We start from the raw sequence: 18,276 nt of genomic DNA, 5'->3' as shown, positions 1-18,276 counted from the left end.
CTAGTTTGACCTCTAGTTTTCTCTTGTCTACTGCGTTGTGTAGCACATCGACTTCCACTACCAATATCATTTCAGGGCTATCACGTTCACCATTTGGTTTCGGCTCGGATGTTTCGCTGTCTACGCTTTACTACTGTCGTTACCTTCAGCAGCACAAGACTCGCTATATGGTGGAGCTAGCTACTCCTTCCATAACAGGACTTTCACCCGTAAGATTAATGCACCTTATCTTGACGCACACACAAATTAAATGATTGACTCCATCCATACTAATCAAAATATTATGTAGCTTTAGCATACTAATAAAATTCTCCGAGGTAAATTGTACTCCTTGATCAGTATTAAATATTTTTGGCATACCATATTTTTCTATAGCGTCTTCAAGGGCTGTTACACAAAATTCACTTTCCAAACTAATGGAGATTCGCCAACTTAGAATATAACGACTATACCAGTCAATAATAGCTACTAAATATACGAACCCTTGGCTCAGTCTTATATACGTTATATCTGCACTCCAAACCTGGTTTGGCAATACTATTTCTAATCCTTTTAGTAAATAAGGATATATTTTATGCACTTGATTCCTCTTGCTTAAATTTATTTTAGGATAAACAGCTTCAAGACCCATTATCTTGTAGTAACGTCTAACAGCTTTACGACCTACCGAAAAACCTTGAGCTTGTAAATATTTAGCCATCCGCCGCATACCATAATATGGATGCATAGTATAGGTCTCATCAATTATTGCCATAATCTTGATATCTTGTTCACTAATACCAGTAGGTTGATAGTAATAGGTTGACCTGCTAATATCCAATAACTTACACTGTTGTACAATTGTTAACTTATTATGATTAGGCTCTATCATATTACACCTAACCTTTAATTCCAAACAATGCAGATTTTTTTTGAGCCAGTCACACTCAACGCTTAACTGACCAATTTGCTCATATAGATTCTTGATTAACCCCTGCTGATTTGGATCAGCACTCTGTGTTTTATTCTTAAAACCTTGTACTAACAACTCAAGACCTTGTTTTTTCCAGTTACTGATCTGTGTTGCATGAACACCATACTTACTGGTTATCTGGGCTATTGTTAGCTCTCCCTTAATTGCTTCTATGACAATTTTGGCTTTCTCCTCAGCACTATATTGCCTTACTTGTTTTTTCATCTCTAGCTCTCCTTGTTTGCTAAAGAATTCTATCTCATTTTTCTTATTTTTCTGTCCAAAATATTGGGACCATTATAGCCGTGGGAATGAGAGGTCACTCAAGGATATTTATAAGAATGCAGAAACCATTATGGCACTCGATGCCGAATATATGACCGCTTCCTTTGTGGCTCTATTTTTTTATTTTCTTTGTTGACAAATTCACTCGTCCATATATGACAGATTTTGCGTTTAAAGATAGATGTCGTGACTCGGATATATTCAAATTTTCTTCAAACAACCTACTATTTATAAGCTCTGCAAAAAACTTGATTATCGAGTATATAGACTAACGTCATTGTGAGGAGGCGTAAGCCGACGAAGCAATCCATAAAAGTAACCAAAAATGGATTGCCACGACCACTACGCCTTTTCGCAATGACTTTGACCATTACTACTTTTAATAACTATTTATTCAGTTTGTGTGTATATTTTTTGTAAGAATTTCTGTATTATCCGAACGAAAAGTTAAGTTTGGGATATTATAGTAGTAAACTAAAAGCCTACTAACAAAAGCTCCTACAAATACTGTAATAATAGAGTATTTTATTGTACTATAATCATGCTTATAAGCATAAGAATCTAATAATATACTAAAGATCGCACCCCACAATATTAATATTTCAAAATTAATTTCTCTAGGTATAGACTCGATATTTTTATCATGTTGACAAATTAAATTTCGGAATATTATACCAACACTAGAAGTCAAACAGGCAAAACATGGTCCCCAGAACTCTAATGGTTCAATTTTTTGTACAATTACAGTTATAACACCAATTATCATAAAAGATGCTTGCCCTAAGGAATCACAAACAATAAGAGTATTATTGCGTATTTTTTGGATAAAATCATCCTCATATAATTGCTTGTTATAATAAGCTAGTAATTTAATAGCAAAGAAACCAATAAGCACCGTTATAAAAATACGACAAGTATAATATGGAGTTAAAATAAGACTGACATTAACACTGCGTACTACAATATCAAGTAAAATACATCCTAGTAAGGATGGTAACATTGCTAATACAAAAGTAATAAACAATGTAGCATTTGTTTTAGCTGATATAATGATACCAGAAATTGCGAATGCTATACTCCCTATAACTCCAATAATATAACACCATGATGAATCGATAGATTTTAGTAGTAGGATATTATATTTATACCTTTCTACAATTTTTTTATATTCATCGCTATTGATAAATTCTTTAATTGAATTGTTAAACCTGGCGACTAAATTAGGAGATACGGTTTTCTTACTAAACATTAAATGTACAGGGGTTTTAATACGAGTAGGTATCTCTTCTATTTGATCTTTTTCTATATAGTTTAAAGTAAGAGCTACCCCTGCAATCCTGTCAGCAAGAACCCCATCAATTTCATTACGTAGCAACCCCTTAAATAGCTCTGCATTACTGCCATATTTAATGATGATGTCATTATTACTAGCCTGATTTAGGTATTCAGTAGTTCTGGTATTGCCATAAACAGCTTTTCTAGTTATGCCAAGACGAAAATTTAGTAAACGTATCTGAGCTAAGAATTCATTCGTATTATTAAAATGTAGATGTTTTCTTGCTGAACGTAAAGTAAATAAGGAAATTTCTGCAAGTCGATATGGGATAGAAAAATTGGCAAAGGCTGCTCTTTCCTCGGTATAAGTAAGTCCTGGCACCATATCACTTTTACCTTGTTGGATATTGGGTATTACTTGTTCCCAGGCAGAATCAGTATATTGTATGCCAATGTTAATTTTACTACTAATAGCATTGATTAATTCAATATCTAAACCGGTAATATTATGGTGTCCACTTTTAGTTACATGGCTAAATTGGTAGGGTTCCAATGAATAGCAATCAACAAGCAAATGATCTTTATCATGTACCCCTTCAGTACATTGAGTAAAATATGTGTCAAGGGGATTAGATAGTTGATTATTATTCTCTTTATGATTTGCATAGGCAAAAAAGTTTTGTAAGATAATAATAATCGGGATGATACTCTTAAGTATTTGCATGGTGTACATATCTCCTCATTAAATTCTACTTCAAGCTAATTAGAGTATACACTATTTTATAGTGTGGACTAATATATCGCCATCAAAAAATTTAATATTAAATTCTTGTTTTTTGCTTGCCATAACTTTTGATGTTATAAATTCTCCATCTGCGGATTTGATTACCGTAAAGCCACGTTTTAGTACGGTTTTGTAGTCTAAACTGGTAAGTAGTAGATTATTTAAATTTAATTGATGATCATAATTTTTTAACTTAGTGCTAATAGATTTTAGTGTATAATTAAATTGATGGTCTAATTCTAAAGACTTATAGTCAACTATTTTCAGAGGATTTAATATTTCTATATTCAGTGAGTCAAGTTTTGTCACTTTAAATCTAAGTAAATTCGGCAAAGAATCCATTAATCTAAAACTTAGTTCATCAAAAAGCTGTTGGTTATAGTCTATATAAGTAGTTAGACTTCTGGAAATATTAGTATTGGAATTAACGGCTTGCTGTTGATATTTAACTAGCTGAATAATACGGTTAAGTAATGTCTCATAATACGAACTTATTGTGTAATTAAGGCTAGAAAGTACAGGTACGGCAAATTCAGCTGCCGCAGTGGGAGTAGGAGCTCTCTTGTCAGCTACTAAATCGATTAAAGTATTATCTACTTCATGCCCCACTGCCGAAATAATAGGAATATCTGAACTAAATACGCTACGTACTACTACTTCTTCATTGAATGCCCATAAATCTTCTATAGAACCCCCACCTCTTGCAACAATTATAACATCAGGTTTTATATTTTGCTCTAATTTATTAAATCCTTCAATTGCCCCAGCAATTTCACTTGCAGCATTGCCACCTTGAACAGTGACTGGCCATATTAGTATATGAGACGGACAGCGATCATTAATACGGTGTATAATGTCCCTAATTACCGCCCCAGTCATTGAGGTAACTACCCCAATCTTATTAGGCAAAAAAGGTAATGGTTTTTTTGGTTTATCAAAGATACCTTCTTTTTCTAATTTTGCTTGCAATTCCTTGAGAATCTGCATAATAGCCCCAAGACCCGCGGGTTCAAGAGATTCTACCGATAGCTGATATCGTGAATTTCCTGCATATCCAGAGAGTTTGCCGATAGCTACCACTTCCATGCCATCAACTGGGGTAAATTGAATTTTGGCAAGTACCGGACGCCAGCAAGTGCAAGCTAGAACCGCTGTATTTTCCTTAAGATTAAAATACCCATGACCAGAAGTTGCTATCTTAAGACCAGAAATTTCTCCCTTTACTCTAATATAACCAAAGTTATTTTCAAGCAATTCCTTAATCTTGCTAGAAATTTCAGTGACTGAGAATTCCTGATTTACTAAATTAGTAATAAAATTATTTTCTATCATACACCTTCTAATATAGTTTTCTAACGTAAATGGTCAACACAATAATAGTATAGTCAATTGATGAGAAGTTGACTATACTGTAAGATTTTCTTTGCAGCCTCACTAGCAGAAAGGTTTGTAACATCAAACTCAAATAAATTAGGATGAGAAATTTGAATTAATGGATATTCTGGATAAACATCTTGTACGTCGATTGGTTTATAACGAACTAGTCTATCTAAATGTTGAATTCGCTTAATATTTTCTTCCTGTGAAATTAGTAATTTTACAGGAAGAAACACTGATTTACGATTTATTGCTAGTTGTTGTACTTGGTTAAAAAGCTTACGATCACCATCAACTTCATAGAGACAGTTGGTAAGAACATAATTATTACTAATTTCTTGGCTTAGAAAATTAAAAATACCATCTCGTATAAGCCCAATTGCATCCCAAGCAAATTCTGGAATAGGAGTCAATCCATCATAATTTAGCAGTGAAAAAATAGGATTATTGATATGTTGGTTATCACATATTCTATAACCAGCCCTTGCTATTTCTTTTGCTATAGTATATTTTCCGGTTCCTGGGGTTCCTATTAGGTAGATAATAATAGTCATTTTGTGATCTCACTTCTTCAAATTTTCTGCAGTGCATATAAGAACATTACCATCAATTTGTACTATGCGAAGCGTGTCTCCTTTATATGCTGATTTTACAGAATCTTTGCTGAGCTTGGCATTCATAATAGTTCCTGACCACAATACCTGTCCCTTTTCTCCTATTAGCAGTTCATTACTATATAGCTGCACTTCCTGACCCAACATATCAGAATATTCGTACTTATCATGTTTCTTGCCAACATAGAATTTTAGTGGGTACCATAAAATAACCAGCCATAGAAAAGAAATAAAACCAAAAATTATATATTGGTATTTTAAAAGGTCTGAATAATTATTTAATATTATTGCATTAGATATTCCACCTAAACCCAAAAATAAAAAACCAACATTTGGAATGTTAGAAAATTCTATAATTATACAAATAATGCCAGCGATCAGCCACCATTCTACTATTGAAATATTAAATATGGTCATATGATGTCTTCAATTAATCTACAAACTGTAGTATTAAGATTACTTAAGTTACTCACCTTACGCATAAATCCCATGACAATTTAAAAATTCCGAAAAAGTACAAAACGCTATTAGCGAGACCACTACGTGGTCGAAGCAATCCACATTCATTAGATTGCTTCGTCGCTACTAAAGTAGCTTCTCGCAATGACGCCAAGCTATTTTTTATATGACTTTTAAATACCATGCGTAAGGTGAGTTAAGTTATATAATTTCTACTATAATATTAGATCAAACAATTGTAAACAACCATATCTTAAGCTCCTAAACTTATCGTTTCTATATTTCTATTGTAACAAAGCTTGTTACAAAGAAAAAGATTGTCCTAAATATACCTCTTTTACTTGGCAACTTGTAACTATTTCTTGCGGCGTTCCTTCTAATAGGACTTTTCCGTTGTAAATAACGTATGCTCTGTCAACTATATTGAGGGTATCTCTCACATTATGATCAGTGATTAAGATGCCGATATTACGGTTACGTAAGTGGACAATTAAATTTTTAATATCCTCGATCGCTAGTGGATCAATACCTGCAAGCGGTTCGTCAAGCATAATAAATTTGGGGTCTAATGCTATTGCTCTTGCAATTTCTAGCCTACGTCTTTCTCCACCGGATAATCCCATTGCCGGCATATCTTTTAGATGGAGAATAGAAAATTCTTTAAGCAAATCTAATATTTTTTGTTCAATAATTTCTTGATCATTTTCTAAAACCTCTAACATTAATCTAATATTATCTCCGACAGATAATCCACGAAAAATTGATGGTTCTTGAGGAAGATAGCTAAAGCCAAACCTAGCTCTTAAATAAATTGGCAAATTGGTAATATCATGATCATTAAAAAATAATGCTCCACTATCTGGCTTGGTAAGCCCTATAATAATACTAAAACAGGTAGTTTTGCCGGCACCGTTTGGACCAAAAAGACCAACTATTTCTCCTGTTTTTAATTGAAGAGATACGTCGTTCAGTATCACTCTCTTATTATAAGATTTTGAAATACTATTTACTTGTAATCTATCTATTATTAAATGCGACATACTTCTTTGTTCCAATTAATTTTTGGATTTGCTATAATCTAAATTATTGAGTTCTGTATAATATACTAACTTGTCGGTTCTTATAATACCGTCCTTATTTTGTACTATTACGTCACCAAGTAGGATTAACTCTTTTCTTTCCACAAAATATTTTGCAGAAGTAGCAATTAATATTTCCTGACCATCATTCCTTTTAGCAGTCAATTTTGACGGTATGGATATATAATTAATAGTTTTTTTATTATCAACTATTTTATAAAAAATTTCTAAATTAGTCGTTTTTACCATTATATCATCAAACCATAAAGTCACCTCCTCGCCTGTAAAACAAGCTTGCTGTTTTATCTGATCAATTACTAAATTATCAGAATTAATATATAATTTATCCATACTAGAATGTTTTGAGTATGGATGTTCTCCATAAGCTATTGCTGAATTCATTATTAAAAAAAACAGCATATAGCAAATTGTGCTAAAAATCTGATACATCAATAATCGTTGATACGCTACCTTTGAAATTTATAATATTATTATCATTTGTGGAACTAAATTTATTAGAAGTAATTTCACAATTTTTATAAGATAATGTCACGCCTATTTTACCAAATGCTTCTTTATTTAGTAGATTTAGTTGTGCTTTTTGTGCTTTTAATATGCCTTCCCCTAAAAAAAATTGGACATCATCTGTTAATTCTAACATATGACTATTCTCATTCAATATACCATTTTTTGCATTGATCACTAATAGTTTATTACCATTTATTTTATATTTAGCGTTAATTTCTTCTAATGCATATTTATTATCTAAAGTCCTAAATGCTTGCACAGCATTAACTTGGTAAGGATTTAAGTCCTTATTTAAACCCTTGAAAGTTGAATTTAAAATTTTTATTTCATAATTTGTTTTATCATTTGGGGCAAAAGCACTATTTTCGGTATTATTTTCAATTGATTCTAAATTATTATTAATGGGATTAAAATTGATATAAATTAAGTATAAGGTTAGTGCTAAACCTAAAAAAGATAAGATTTTTGATAGATTAATTAAACGTCTATAAGATAAAATGATAGCACTACTACTTTTATCTATGAAGGGAATTTTGACCATAATACTACCAACATTATCATGGACATTCATCAACTAATTCCTGCCCGAAGTAAGTCATGGATATGAACAATACCAATAACTATATTATTTTCAGTTACCGGTATACTAGTAATTGATTTACTATTCATCATCCCTAAAGCCTCTCCCGCTAATTTCGAGGAAGAAATTTGTTGTGGGTTAGCAGTCATTACATCACGTGCATATTTCATATTTATTTGATCATTAATATGTCTACGCAAATCTCCATCTGTTATAATACCAACCAAACTCAAATCTTTATTTACTACTATCGCACATCCAAGGCTTTTTTGGTTCATAACTAATATAGTATCCGTAAATGAAGTATCGACATATACTAATGGCAACTGATCTTTTACCCTCATTAAACTTTCCACCTTGATAAGATTAGCTCCAATCTTTCCTCCAGGATGATATAGTCGAAAATCATCTTCAGAAAAACCTCGGGCTTCATGTACAGAAGTGGTGAGTGCGTCTCCAAGAGATAACATCATTATTGCAGAGGTTGTCGGAGCAGCTATATAAGACGCTTCATTAATTCGTGGTATTAATAATAAAAAATCGCTATTGGTTGCTATAGTAGAGTTGACGTTCATAGTCATGGCAACTATCTTTATAGAAAATCGCTTACAATATTTCATTATATCAAATAATTCTTTGGTCTCTCCTGAATTAGATAACATGAAAACTAAGTCACTTTCAGTTACCATTCCAAGATCACCATGGCTAGCCTCAGCTGGGTGCAAATAAAAAGCAGCCGTACCAGTAGAAGCAAAACTCGCTGCTATCTTATGGGCTATATAACCACTTTTTCCTATACCAGTTAAAATAATCCTACCTTTACAATTAATTATATGATCTACTACATTATCAAAGCTACTTGGAATATTATTAGATAATTCAATTAGTGCGGCAGATTCTTTTAATATAACTCTTTTAGCAACGTCACGATGATAGTGCATTTTCAATTTAACTCCAACAAATTATATAGCTAACCCGATTGTATTTATTCACAGCAAACTGGTGCCTATTAGCGAAGAGGTTATAAGCCCACAATTGTTGAAAATTAGATATAGTCAATTGATGAGAAGTTGGTGACGTCGTCGTTCAATGCTCGTCTATTACTTATAGGCGTCGCTCCACCTCTCCTGCTATCTACTTCTCCTGAATTGACTATAGATGCTGGTTTCAGGCAAGATACTTTAAAAGTGGTATATGGTCAACGTTTATTAGCGAAGACTGCGTAAGCTTCAGTCGTCATTACGAGGAAGACCTTAGGTCGACGAAGCAATCCATAAAAGTAATCAGAAATGGATTGCTTCATCGGCTTACACTTTTTTGCAATGACAGAGTAATGTTAGTCAGGTTAGCTATACATTCTTTCTTGCTTATTTTTGTATAACAGCTGCCACTTCGTCTGCAAAGTTTTTATCTTCTTGTTTTATACCTTCACCTAGTTCATATCTTATAAACTGAGTAATTTTAATTGAAGTTCCTAATTCTTTTGCCGTATTATCAATAACTTGAGAAATTGTTAATTTGTCGTCAAATAAAAAGTTTTGCTCAAGCAAAACAACTTCTGCAAGAAACTTACGTATTCTACCTTCAACCATTTTTTCAATGATATTATTAGGTTTACCAGAAGCTTTGGATTGTTCAAAGAATATATTTTTTTCGCGTTCAACTAAAGTCTGATCTAGACTAGATACATCAAGGCTATAGGGATTATTTGCTGCTATATGGGTAGCGATTTTTTTTCCCAATTCTAGAAGCTTAGCTTTTTCTTTACTAGTCGATTGTAAACCAACAACAACAGAAATTTTACCTAGCCCCTCAACAATAGTGTTATGTACATAGGATGCCACCACCCCTTCTGAGACCTTTAAGACATCCACACGACGTAGATTTAAATTTTCACCAATTGTAGCAATATTATCTAATATTTCTTCATCAATTGATCGACCTGTTGATGTTTTTGCTAATTTTAGTGATGATAAATTTAACGGTTGCAAATTACTCTTTTGCAAAGCTAATGTCGCGATATTTTTAACCAATTGTTGAAATTTATCATTTCTTGCCACAAAATCTGTTTCCGAATTTACTTCTATAATAACTCCAACATTATCTTTAATATGCACTGCTGTTAGTCCTTCAGCAGCGACTCTATCTGATTTTTTTGCTGCAACTGATAATCCTTTTTTTCTTAACCAATCAACAGCTGTTTCAAAATCTCCTTTTTTTTCAAGCAAAGCCTTTTTGCAGTCCATCATTCCTGCACCAGTTTTTTCTCTTAATTGTTTTACAAGTCCAGCATTTATCATTTTATTCTCCTTAATTAAAGGTTATATAGTTAACCCCTCTAGTATTTATCCATATAGTCAATTGATGAGAAGTTGGTGATGTCGCATAGGCGTCAGTTTAAGAAAATAAAGTAGAAAAGTCGTCTATTAGCAAGCCACCGTAGGTGGCGTGGCAATCCATTTCTAATCACTTTTCTGGATTGCTTCGTCGATCTTACGGTCTCCTCGCAATGACGGTTTCTCAATTATTGTTTTCTTAAACTGACGCTTATGAGTGACATCGCCACTCATCGCTCGCCTATTACTTATAGGCGTCGCTCCTAGCATCAATTTCTCCTGAATTGACTATAATTGTTTTAAGACATTGTCATCCCTGTAACGGGGATAAAATAATACTCAAATCCCTGAGATATTATAGATTCCCGCCTACGCGGGAATGATACCGTTTTTATTGAAACAAATGGCTAAGTGCTAATTTGGTTAGCACGTCCAGTTACTTTACTGTTGCAGTAACTTCTGCAATTTCCAAAGCTGTTTCAAACTCTGACTCTGCTGTTTTTTGGTTAGTTGCTTCTTGGTTATTTAGGTCAGAAGTTTTAGAAAATTTCTTAGTTGGTTTTAATTTAGTAATAGCTTTGATATTGGTATTTTTTTCTTCATGAGTAGCTATGCTTCCTAAATCAACACCAGATGCCACTAAAGCTTCTTCTATACCAGCTAGTACAGCATCGGCAAACAAGCTACAATAAAGTCTAATAGATCTTATTGCATCATCATTACCAGGAATAGGGTGATCTATATTATCTGGATTAGAATTAGTATCAACAATGGCAATTATTGGTATGCCTAATTTTACTGCTTCTTGAATTGCCAAATGTTCTTTATTAGTATCAATTACCACCAGCAAGTTTGGTTTTGTTCCAATATGTCTAATGCCACCTAAGGATTTTAGTAATTTATCCTTTTTACGGGTCATTTCCAATATTTCTTTTTTGGTATAAACGGAATATTCCTCTTCATTTTCCAGAACTTTTTCAAGGCTATCTAGCTTTTTTATTGAACCAGAAATTGTTCCCCAGTTGGTTAACATACCACCAAGCCATCTGTGGTTAACGTAATATTGCCCACATTTCTCTGTATATTCAGCTATTATATCACTAGCTTGGATTTTAGTACTGACAAATAATATTTTACCATTTTTCTTAACAGTTTCATATATTACATTGAGAGCCATTTGCATTAGGGCAGCAGTTTGTTGTAAGTCAATTACATGAATATCATCTCTGATGCCATAAATATAAGGTGCCATTTTGGGATTCCAGCGTGAGGTTTTATGACCAAAATGCACCCCAGCATCAAGTAATTCTCTGACATTAACAGCTTTTATTTTAGACATTATTTAATCTCCTTGAAATGTTAGTTATGTACCTACATTAGCAGTAGGTACTCCTCCGTAAGAGTTGATACCAAAGAAATTGGACTAACAACTGAACTCTTACGTGTGAATTTTGCTTATTATTATTTTTAAGCAGAGTTAATTATATATTTAATCAATATATTTGCAAGGGATATATCGCTAAATTGTCGATAAAATTCTTGTTTACAAGATCATAAAAATTCTATACAATTAAAAGTTTAAATCAATAAGTTTTTATGATTATCCTTGGTATCTGTAAAATTATATTAAAGAAAATAGATAGATACACTTACTGGTAACCTTATTGATTAGAAGTTGGTGACGTCGTCGCTCAATGCTCGTATTACTATAGGAATCCTCCTAGCCCCAACTTTTTATCAATTGACTATGTCTTATTAAAATAATTTATGATAATTATTCTATACAGCAATTAAATCTATAACTTTTTAATGTGTTATGATAAAAATAGGCAATATTCAGCTACCTCATTCGGTGATATTAGCCCCAATGTCGGGGGTTACTGATTTACCATTTAGAAAATTAGTACGAAAATTTGGTGCAGGTCTGGTAATCTCTGAAATGGTTGCTAGTAGGGCAATGATTATTGAAACAAGGCAATCTTTACAAAGATGTGCGATCATTCAAGATGATGCTACTGGTTCATGCGTACAGATTGCTGGATGTGAGCCCGATATAATAGCAGAATCAGCTAAAATGAATGAGGATATGGGAGCCAAGATTATTGATTTAAACTTTGGTTGTCCAGCTAAAAAAGTAGTTGGCGGCTATTCTGGTTCTGCTTTAATGCGAGATGAGAAATTAGCGGCAAAAATCTTAGAAACTACAGTAAAGGCGGTAAAAATCCCAGTAACTTTAAAAATGCGTACTGGCTGGGATGAACAAACTAAGAATGCCCCAAATTTGGCAAAAATAGCCTATGATGCTGGTATACAAATGATCACCATTCATGGTAGGACAAGATGCCAGTTTTATTCTGGTCAAGCAGATTGGGAGTTTATAAGACAGGTTAAGGATGCGGTAAAGATTCCCGTTATCGCTAATGGAGATATTACCTCATTATCTAAGGCTAAGGAATGCTTACAAAAATCGGGGGCTGATGGTATAATGGTTGGTCGAGGAGTATATGGTAGACCGTGGTTTATTTCTCAAATAGCCCATTATCTTGCAACAGGAGAAGAACTTCCCTCCCCTTCAATGGCAGAGCAGCTAGAGGTGATATTAAGTCATTATGATGCCATGCTAGAGTATTACGGAAACGATACCGGCGTTCAGCTAGCGAGAAAACATATAGGTTGGTATAGTAGTGGTTTAGCAAACTCAGCAGAATTTAGAGGCGGGGTTAACATAATGCTTGATCCCGTTAAGGTTAAAGACAAGATAACTGAATTTTATGAAGGTATTGTGCAGAAAAATGTGTAAATTTCAAAGATACTGGACTAAAAACACTGGTGGGCGATGGCAGACTCGAATTGCCGACATTCTCGATGTAAACGTGAATACCTCCCGATTTCCGCAGTTTTTATTAATAGGAAGTCCTACAAGCCTTAGTTTGTAAGGGTTGTAGATTTTTAGGCACAACATTATTTGCTTATTTTAGATATATTTCTACAGCATCTGAGCGTTTAAGATTGAAGGTTTTATAAATCTTCCTCGCCTCATTTTTCATGTTGCCTGGTAGCCTATACAAATCTCCTGTTGTTGTATGCCTTAAAATTGAAGATTGTACTCCCATCAATTGACTATGATCAATAAAAAATCTGCTCGGCAAACGTCATTGCGAGACCACATAGTGGTTGTTGCAATCCATTATTTTGGATTGCTTCAATGCTACTAAAACTCGATAATCAAGTTTTTTTGCAGATTTGAATAAAATATAGGATCATGGTTGTCATCCCTGCGAAAGCAGGTATCTAAAAACACCCTGAGGTATTATAGATTCCGCACCGAAGCGGGAATGATGGTATGGACGAGTGAAGCGAAATATGCTTTACTTGTACGGAGTCAGCTGAAAAATAGTTTTCAGCTGCTCCAAATTAAATAATAATTTAATTAATAGGTCCATACCATGATAAATAATAGCATAAAAAATACTATAATAGGAATAGATTTAGCAAAAAATAGTATGCACTTGGTGCAAGTCGATCAAAATGGCAAAAAAATAGGTTATCAAAAAGTTACAAGAGATGAGTTAATAGCCTATTTAAGCAATCTCGATAAAAGTTCATTGGTAGCTATGGAAGCATGTGGAGGAGCTAATTATTGGTCATAGGAAATTGCTAAGCTTGGTTTGCAAGTCAAACTAATGAAAACAAAAGATGTAAAAGTTTATGCTACATCGAAACAGAAAAATGATTATAACGATGCGTTAGCAATATGCAAAGCGGCTCGTGATCCAGAATTAAAAACTGTGCTGCCAAAAAGCAAAGAGGAACAAGATATAAAATTTTTGCATAAAACTAGAAATAATACCAATTGCAATAATTAACACGGTGTGTTTATCCAGTCTCTATACATAATTGATTTTACTAAATCTACATTATGAGCAAATTGATTCCAAGCGTAACAAGCCATAGTGACGATATCTTCATATACACCATAACATTGGTTAGACAAGAAATGATTTTTGATCCATTCCCAAACTTGTTCCATTGCATTAAGTTCCGGTGCATAGGGCGGAAGCGGTATCAAAGTGATATTGCTTGGCACAGTTAGTTTTTTGGCTGTGTGCCAACCTGCATTATCCGTTAGTAAAGCTATATGTCGGTTGCCTTGAATACTGCGAGAAAGCTCTTCTAAGAATTTATTCATTGCCTGTGTGTTTGCATATGGTAAAATTAATGCAAAAGCTTCTCCTGTATCATGGCAAGCAGCTCCATAAATATATGTTGAAATGAATTGCTGTTGCCGAACTTTACGGGGTCTAGTGCCACGCTTAGCCCATATACGAGTTAAGCTACCTTGTTGCCCAACTCGAGTTTCATCCTGAGACCATATATCAACTTTACATCTATCGATATTTTTTGGTAATAATTTTGTTAACATGTCTGGGAAGTTTTTTTATATGTATTTTGAGTCTCTTGATTTGACTTTGGATGCATTGAACGAGAAGTAATCCAGCTAAAACCAAGGCGGTGCATAGTATTGTAGACTGTTTTTAAAGCGCATTTAGCACCATATTCCTCAAGTAACATGATATGTAGCTCCTTTCCAGTTATATACCCACCAGTTTTACTTTCACTGAGCGTATTGATTTTATCAAAAAGAGCAGACTCTTGTATAGTGTTAATCTTCCTAGGGGCGCCGCTTCTTTGTGATTCAAATAATCCTTCAAAACCATGATTCCTAAATCTTCTGAGCCATGATTGCACAGTTTTCCAGTGTGACTTCACTATTTCAGATATGGCTTTTAAAGATTTGCCTAATTGAAGGTGATACATCGCCAATAAACGTATACGATTTCGACCATGCGGCTCATGTTTCATCATTTTTATAAAATCATGACCATGAAAACCTTGTGGTAATATTAACCTAGCCATTTGAGTACCTTTATCAGTTAAAAACCCATTTTACACCACTGTGTTAATTATTGCAATTGGTATTAGCTTATTCTATAGCTAATATGGTACTGTCCCCGGTACAATAAAAAATGGGGGTAAGGGGGATTCTATCTTAAATCAGGAAGAATTGCATATCTAGACATAATTTAAGTGAAAATTAACATATCCATTACCACTTATAAGCGATATTGCCATTTTATTTTTATAAATACCACCTTCATGCAATATCCAGGTTAGATAGCTTTTTCGTTAACTTATGTAAGCGTGGCAATCCATAAATTGTCATATGGCTTCGTCGACCTACGGTCTTTTTCGCAATGACGTTAACCATATACGACTTTTAAATTACCCGGTCTAAAACCCCTTCCTCTTCTAACTTTCAACAGTTGTGAAGCAACGACCACTACGTGGTCTCGCTATAGTCATTGATGAGAAGTTGGTGACGTCGTTGCTCCATCGCTCCTGCTACCCAATCCTCCTGAATTAACTATATAAAAAATAATTATTTTTCTAAAAACTATTAGTGTTGGTATGTTTATGGTTTATAATGCTATTATTATGGAGGAAAATATATGAAAGAATTTGATTTAATAGTGATTGGTGGTGGTCCGGCTGGTTATACAGGAGCAATAAGAGCAGCCCAGTTGGGTATGAAGGTTGCATGTATAGAGAAAAGGGTGACGCTTGGTGGTACTTGCCTAAATGTTGGCTGTATTCCTTCCAAAGTATTACTAAATTTTTCTGAAAAATATCATGAAGTATTGAACCATTGTGCCGATATTGGCATTATAACCTCAGCCAAACTTGATTTACAGAAAATGATGACTAAAAAAAGTCAGGTAGTATCGGACTTATGCAAAGGCATAGAAGGTTTGTTTGTAAAAAATAAAATCACTAAATTTACGGGAAGTGCCAAGTTTATTTCAGCCAATCTTGTAGAAATTACTAACGATGCATCAGTTGAACAAATATCGGCTAAGAATATTCTAATTGCTACTGGCTCTGATATTATTGAAATGCCCAATATTACTGTTGATGAGGAATATATAGTGTCATCAACGGGAGCCTTGAGTCTTGCTAAAGTTCCGGAAACTATGGTAGTAATTGGAGGGGGGTATATCGGTTTAGAGCTTGGTTCGGTATGGAACAGGCTTGGCTCCAAAGTAACGGTTATTGAATATGCTGGAAGTATTGTGCCAGCTTTAGATAAAGAGATTATCAGTCAATTTACCAAAATCCTACAAAAACAATCTATTGAATTGCGATTAAACACTAAGGTGATATCTGCTGAGAAAAAAGCAGGAAAAGTTATTTTAAATATACAACAAACAACTGACTCCTCAGTGCAGCAAATTAGTGCTGATATAGTGCTAGTAGCCGTTGGTAGGAAAGCCCATACAACAAATTTAGGTCTAGATAAATTAGCCATTAAAACGGACAAACAAAATAGAATTACGGTTAATGATCAGTTCCAAACAATAATTCCTAATATTTATGCTGTCGGTGATGTAATTGCTGGACCTATGCTCGCTCATAAAGCAGAAGAGGAAGCTGTTGCTGCCGTTGAAATTATGGCAGGTTTAGCAGGTCATGTTAATTACAACCTTATTCCAAGTGTCATCTATACTTATCCAGAAGTGGCAAGTGTTGGCTTAACGGAGGAGCAATTAAAAGAAGCTAAGATTGAGTACAAGGTCGGCAAATTTCCATTTTTGGCAAATAGTCGAGCGAGAAGCACAGGTTGTACTGATGGGATGGTAAAAATATTGGCTGATAGTGTAACGGATAAAGTGCTTGGAGCACATATTATAGGTCCTTCAGCTGGTACTATGATTGCAGAGCTTGTAGCATTTATGGAATTTGGTGCTTCTTCAGAAGATATAGCAAGAACTTGTCATGCCCATCCTACCTTAAGTGAAGCCATAAAGGAAGCGGCTTTGGCTATAGATAAGAGGGCTATTAATTTTTAGGAAGCTTTATATTATAGTTAATTGATAAGAAATTAGTAGATCATAATTGGTTTTTTACACAACAAAGCCCATTAATTTCTTGAGTTCAATCAGAGTTTTAGCAGCGGTCATTCTAGCTTTATCCGCTCCGTTATATAATGTAGTTATCAAATAATCTTGGTTTTTCATTAACTCTGTATATTTACCATGAATGGGAGTTAGAGTCGTGATGATAATATCAGCTAGCTCCTCCTTAAATTTGGCAAAACCGGCATTTTGGTATTGATCAACTATTTTGTCAACATTAGTACCAGATAAACTGCAATAAATGTCAATTAAATTGCTGATTTCTGGTCTATTTTGAGGATCATAACTGATTTCCGCTAAATGATCTGTTTTAGCTTTTTTAATTTTTTGGTAAATTTGATCTGGGCTATCATTTAAATTAATACGAGATAAATCAGATGGATCAGATTTACTCATTTTTTTACGACCATCTTTTAAGCTCATTATTCTTGATGAGCCTTGAATTAATGGTTCAGGTAATTTTAGGATATCCCGATTGAATTTCCGGTTGATAATAGCCGCAATATCTCTGGTAAGTTCCAAATGCTGTTTTTGATCATCGCCAACAGGTACTATGTCAGCATTATATAATAATATATCAGCTGCCATCAATACTGGATAAGACAATAATCCTAAGCCAGCATTTTCCTGGTCTTTTCCAGCTTTGTCTTTAAACTGAGTAATACGTTTAAGCCAACCAAGTGGGGTAACGCAATTTAATATCCAAGCAAGTTCCGTATGTTCCTTCACCATACTTTGTGCAAATATGGTAGTTTTCTCTGGCACAAGCCCTGTTGCTATATATATGGCAACAGTTTGCAATATAGAAGAGTTTAGTTCTATGGGTGAGCGATCTATAGTAATAGCATGTAAATCGGCTAAAAAGAACAAGCAATTATACTCATCCTGAATTTTAGACCAATTAACAATTGCTCCGAGATAGTTTCCTAAATGCAGATCCCCAGTCACTTGACATCCGGATAGAGCTGTTTTTTTCATTGAATTTCTCCGAATAGTTACTAATTATAGTTATGTAAAAGTAATCTTATACTAT

18 protein-coding genes are annotated in these 18,276 nt (G+C 33.9%); 4 read left to right on the top strand and 14 right to left on the bottom strand.

Going from position 1 to position 18,276, the window contains the following annotated elements; all coding sequences use genetic code 11:
* Window positions 1-163: 163 nt before the first annotated feature.
* The 11 genes from NBW66_RS02815 to rpsB all read right to left on the bottom strand — a co-directional run bounded on the left by NBW66_RS02815 (window position 164) and on the right by rpsB (window position 11,608).
* Complete coding sequence (locus NBW66_RS02815) at window positions 164-1,177, bottom strand: IS3 family transposase (protein WP_250311692.1); 1,014 nt, start codon at window positions 1,175-1,177, stop codon at window positions 164-166.
* A 454-nt stretch (window positions 1,178-1,631) separates the two neighbouring features.
* On the bottom strand, window positions 1,632-3,236 hold the full coding sequence (locus tag NBW66_RS02810; RefSeq protein WP_250311691.1) for a transporter substrate-binding domain-containing protein: 1,605 nt from the start codon (window positions 3,234-3,236) through the stop codon (window positions 1,632-1,634).
* A gap of 51 nt (window positions 3,237-3,287) precedes the next feature.
* Window positions 3,288-4,625 (bottom strand): exodeoxyribonuclease VII large subunit, encoded by a 1,338-nt coding sequence (gene xseA / locus NBW66_RS02805; protein WP_250312243.1) that lies wholly within the window; start codon window positions 4,623-4,625, stop codon window positions 3,288-3,290.
* Between the two features lie 56 nt (window positions 4,626-4,681).
* Window positions 4,682-5,227, bottom strand: a complete 546-nt coding sequence (locus NBW66_RS02800) for a hypothetical protein (protein WP_250311690.1) — start codon at window positions 5,225-5,227, stop codon at window positions 4,682-4,684.
* Window positions 5,228-5,236: 9 nt separating this feature from the next.
* Entirely contained in the window at window positions 5,237-5,704 is a 468-nt protein-coding gene (locus NBW66_RS02795; RefSeq protein ID WP_250311689.1) for an NfeD family protein, read from the bottom strand.
* A gap of 344 nt (window positions 5,705-6,048) precedes the next feature.
* On the bottom strand, window positions 6,049-6,771 hold the full coding sequence (lptB, locus tag NBW66_RS02790; protein ID WP_250312242.1) for an LPS export ABC transporter ATP-binding protein: 723 nt from the start codon (window positions 6,769-6,771) through the stop codon (window positions 6,049-6,051).
* 30 nt (window positions 6,772-6,801) lie between these two features.
* Window positions 6,802-7,227 carry an LptA/OstA family protein gene (locus NBW66_RS02785; RefSeq protein WP_250311688.1) on the bottom strand — a complete coding sequence of 142 codons (426 nt, stop codon included), beginning with the start codon at window positions 7,225-7,227 and terminating at the stop codon, window positions 6,802-6,804.
* Between the two features lie 31 nt (window positions 7,228-7,258).
* The gene (lptC, locus tag NBW66_RS02780; protein ID WP_250311687.1) at window positions 7,259-7,924 is read right to left on the bottom strand and encodes an LPS export ABC transporter periplasmic protein LptC; all 666 of its coding nucleotides are present in this window, start codon (window positions 7,922-7,924) and stop codon (window positions 7,259-7,261) included.
* A complete protein-coding gene (locus NBW66_RS02775) occupies window positions 7,924-8,874 on the bottom strand; it encodes a KpsF/GutQ family sugar-phosphate isomerase (RefSeq protein ID WP_094649287.1) in 951 nt (316 codons plus the stop codon). Before NBW66_RS02775 ends, lptC begins: the two co-directional genes overlap by 1 nt.
* Before the next feature lie 426 nt (window positions 8,875-9,300).
* Window positions 9,301-10,233: a translation elongation factor Ts gene (tsf, locus tag NBW66_RS02770; RefSeq protein ID WP_250311686.1), complete on the bottom strand. Its 933-nt coding sequence runs from the start codon at window positions 10,231-10,233 to the stop codon at window positions 9,301-9,303.
* Between the two features lie 472 nt (window positions 10,234-10,705).
* Window positions 10,706-11,608, bottom strand: coding sequence for a 30S ribosomal protein S2 (rpsB, locus tag NBW66_RS02765; RefSeq protein WP_250311685.1), 903 nt, complete (start codon window positions 11,606-11,608; stop codon window positions 10,706-10,708).
* Between the two features lie 477 nt (window positions 11,609-12,085).
* On the opposite strand from rpsB, the gene dusB reads away from it, so the two are divergent.
* The 3 genes from dusB (at window position 12,086) to NBW66_RS02750 (ending at window position 14,135) form a co-directional block, all read left to right on the top strand.
* Complete coding sequence (dusB, locus tag NBW66_RS02760; RefSeq protein ID WP_250311684.1) at window positions 12,086-13,069, top strand: tRNA dihydrouridine synthase DusB; 984 nt, start codon at window positions 12,086-12,088, stop codon at window positions 13,067-13,069.
* Between the two features lie 646 nt (window positions 13,070-13,715).
* On the top strand, window positions 13,716-13,919 hold the full coding sequence (locus NBW66_RS02755) for a hypothetical protein (RefSeq protein WP_250310719.1): 204 nt from the start codon (window positions 13,716-13,718) through the stop codon (window positions 13,917-13,919).
* 33 nt (window positions 13,920-13,952) lie between these two features.
* Window positions 13,953-14,135: a hypothetical protein gene (locus tag NBW66_RS02750; RefSeq protein WP_250311683.1), complete on the top strand. Its 183-nt coding sequence runs from the start codon at window positions 13,953-13,955 to the stop codon at window positions 14,133-14,135.
* Here NBW66_RS02750 and NBW66_RS02745 read toward each other — a convergent pair.
* Together NBW66_RS02745 and NBW66_RS02740 are read right to left on the bottom strand one after the other, a co-directional pair.
* The gene (locus tag NBW66_RS02745; protein WP_250310543.1) at window positions 14,132-14,692 is read right to left on the bottom strand and encodes an IS630 family transposase; all 561 of its coding nucleotides are present in this window, start codon (window positions 14,690-14,692) and stop codon (window positions 14,132-14,134) included. The two genes, NBW66_RS02750 and NBW66_RS02745, sit on opposite strands and share 4 nt — an antisense overlap.
* Window positions 14,686-15,186 carry a helix-turn-helix domain-containing protein gene (locus NBW66_RS02740; protein WP_250310542.1) on the bottom strand — a complete coding sequence of 167 codons (501 nt, stop codon included), beginning with the start codon at window positions 15,184-15,186 and terminating at the stop codon, window positions 14,686-14,688. Before NBW66_RS02740 ends, NBW66_RS02745 begins: the two co-directional genes overlap by 7 nt.
* A gap of 593 nt (window positions 15,187-15,779) precedes the next feature.
* Between NBW66_RS02740 and lpdA the strand changes: the two genes are divergently transcribed.
* Entirely contained in the window at window positions 15,780-17,177 is a 1,398-nt protein-coding gene (gene lpdA / locus NBW66_RS02735; RefSeq protein ID WP_250311682.1) for a dihydrolipoyl dehydrogenase, read from the top strand.
* Window positions 17,178-17,231: 54 nt separating this feature from the next.
* Here the strand turns inward: lpdA and trpS are convergent, their stop codons facing one another.
* The gene (trpS, locus tag NBW66_RS02730) at window positions 17,232-18,221 is read right to left on the bottom strand and encodes a tryptophan--tRNA ligase (RefSeq protein WP_250311681.1); all 990 of its coding nucleotides are present in this window, start codon (window positions 18,219-18,221) and stop codon (window positions 17,232-17,234) included.
* Window positions 18,222-18,276 lie beyond the last annotated feature (55 nt).

The organism is Rickettsia endosymbiont of Oedothorax gibbosus (assembly GCF_936269705.1).
GTDB lineage: Bacteria > Pseudomonadota > Alphaproteobacteria > Rickettsiales > Rickettsiaceae > Tisiphia.
Note: the sequence above shows the minus strand (reverse complement) of the source record. Positions and strands in the feature narration are given on the sequence as shown.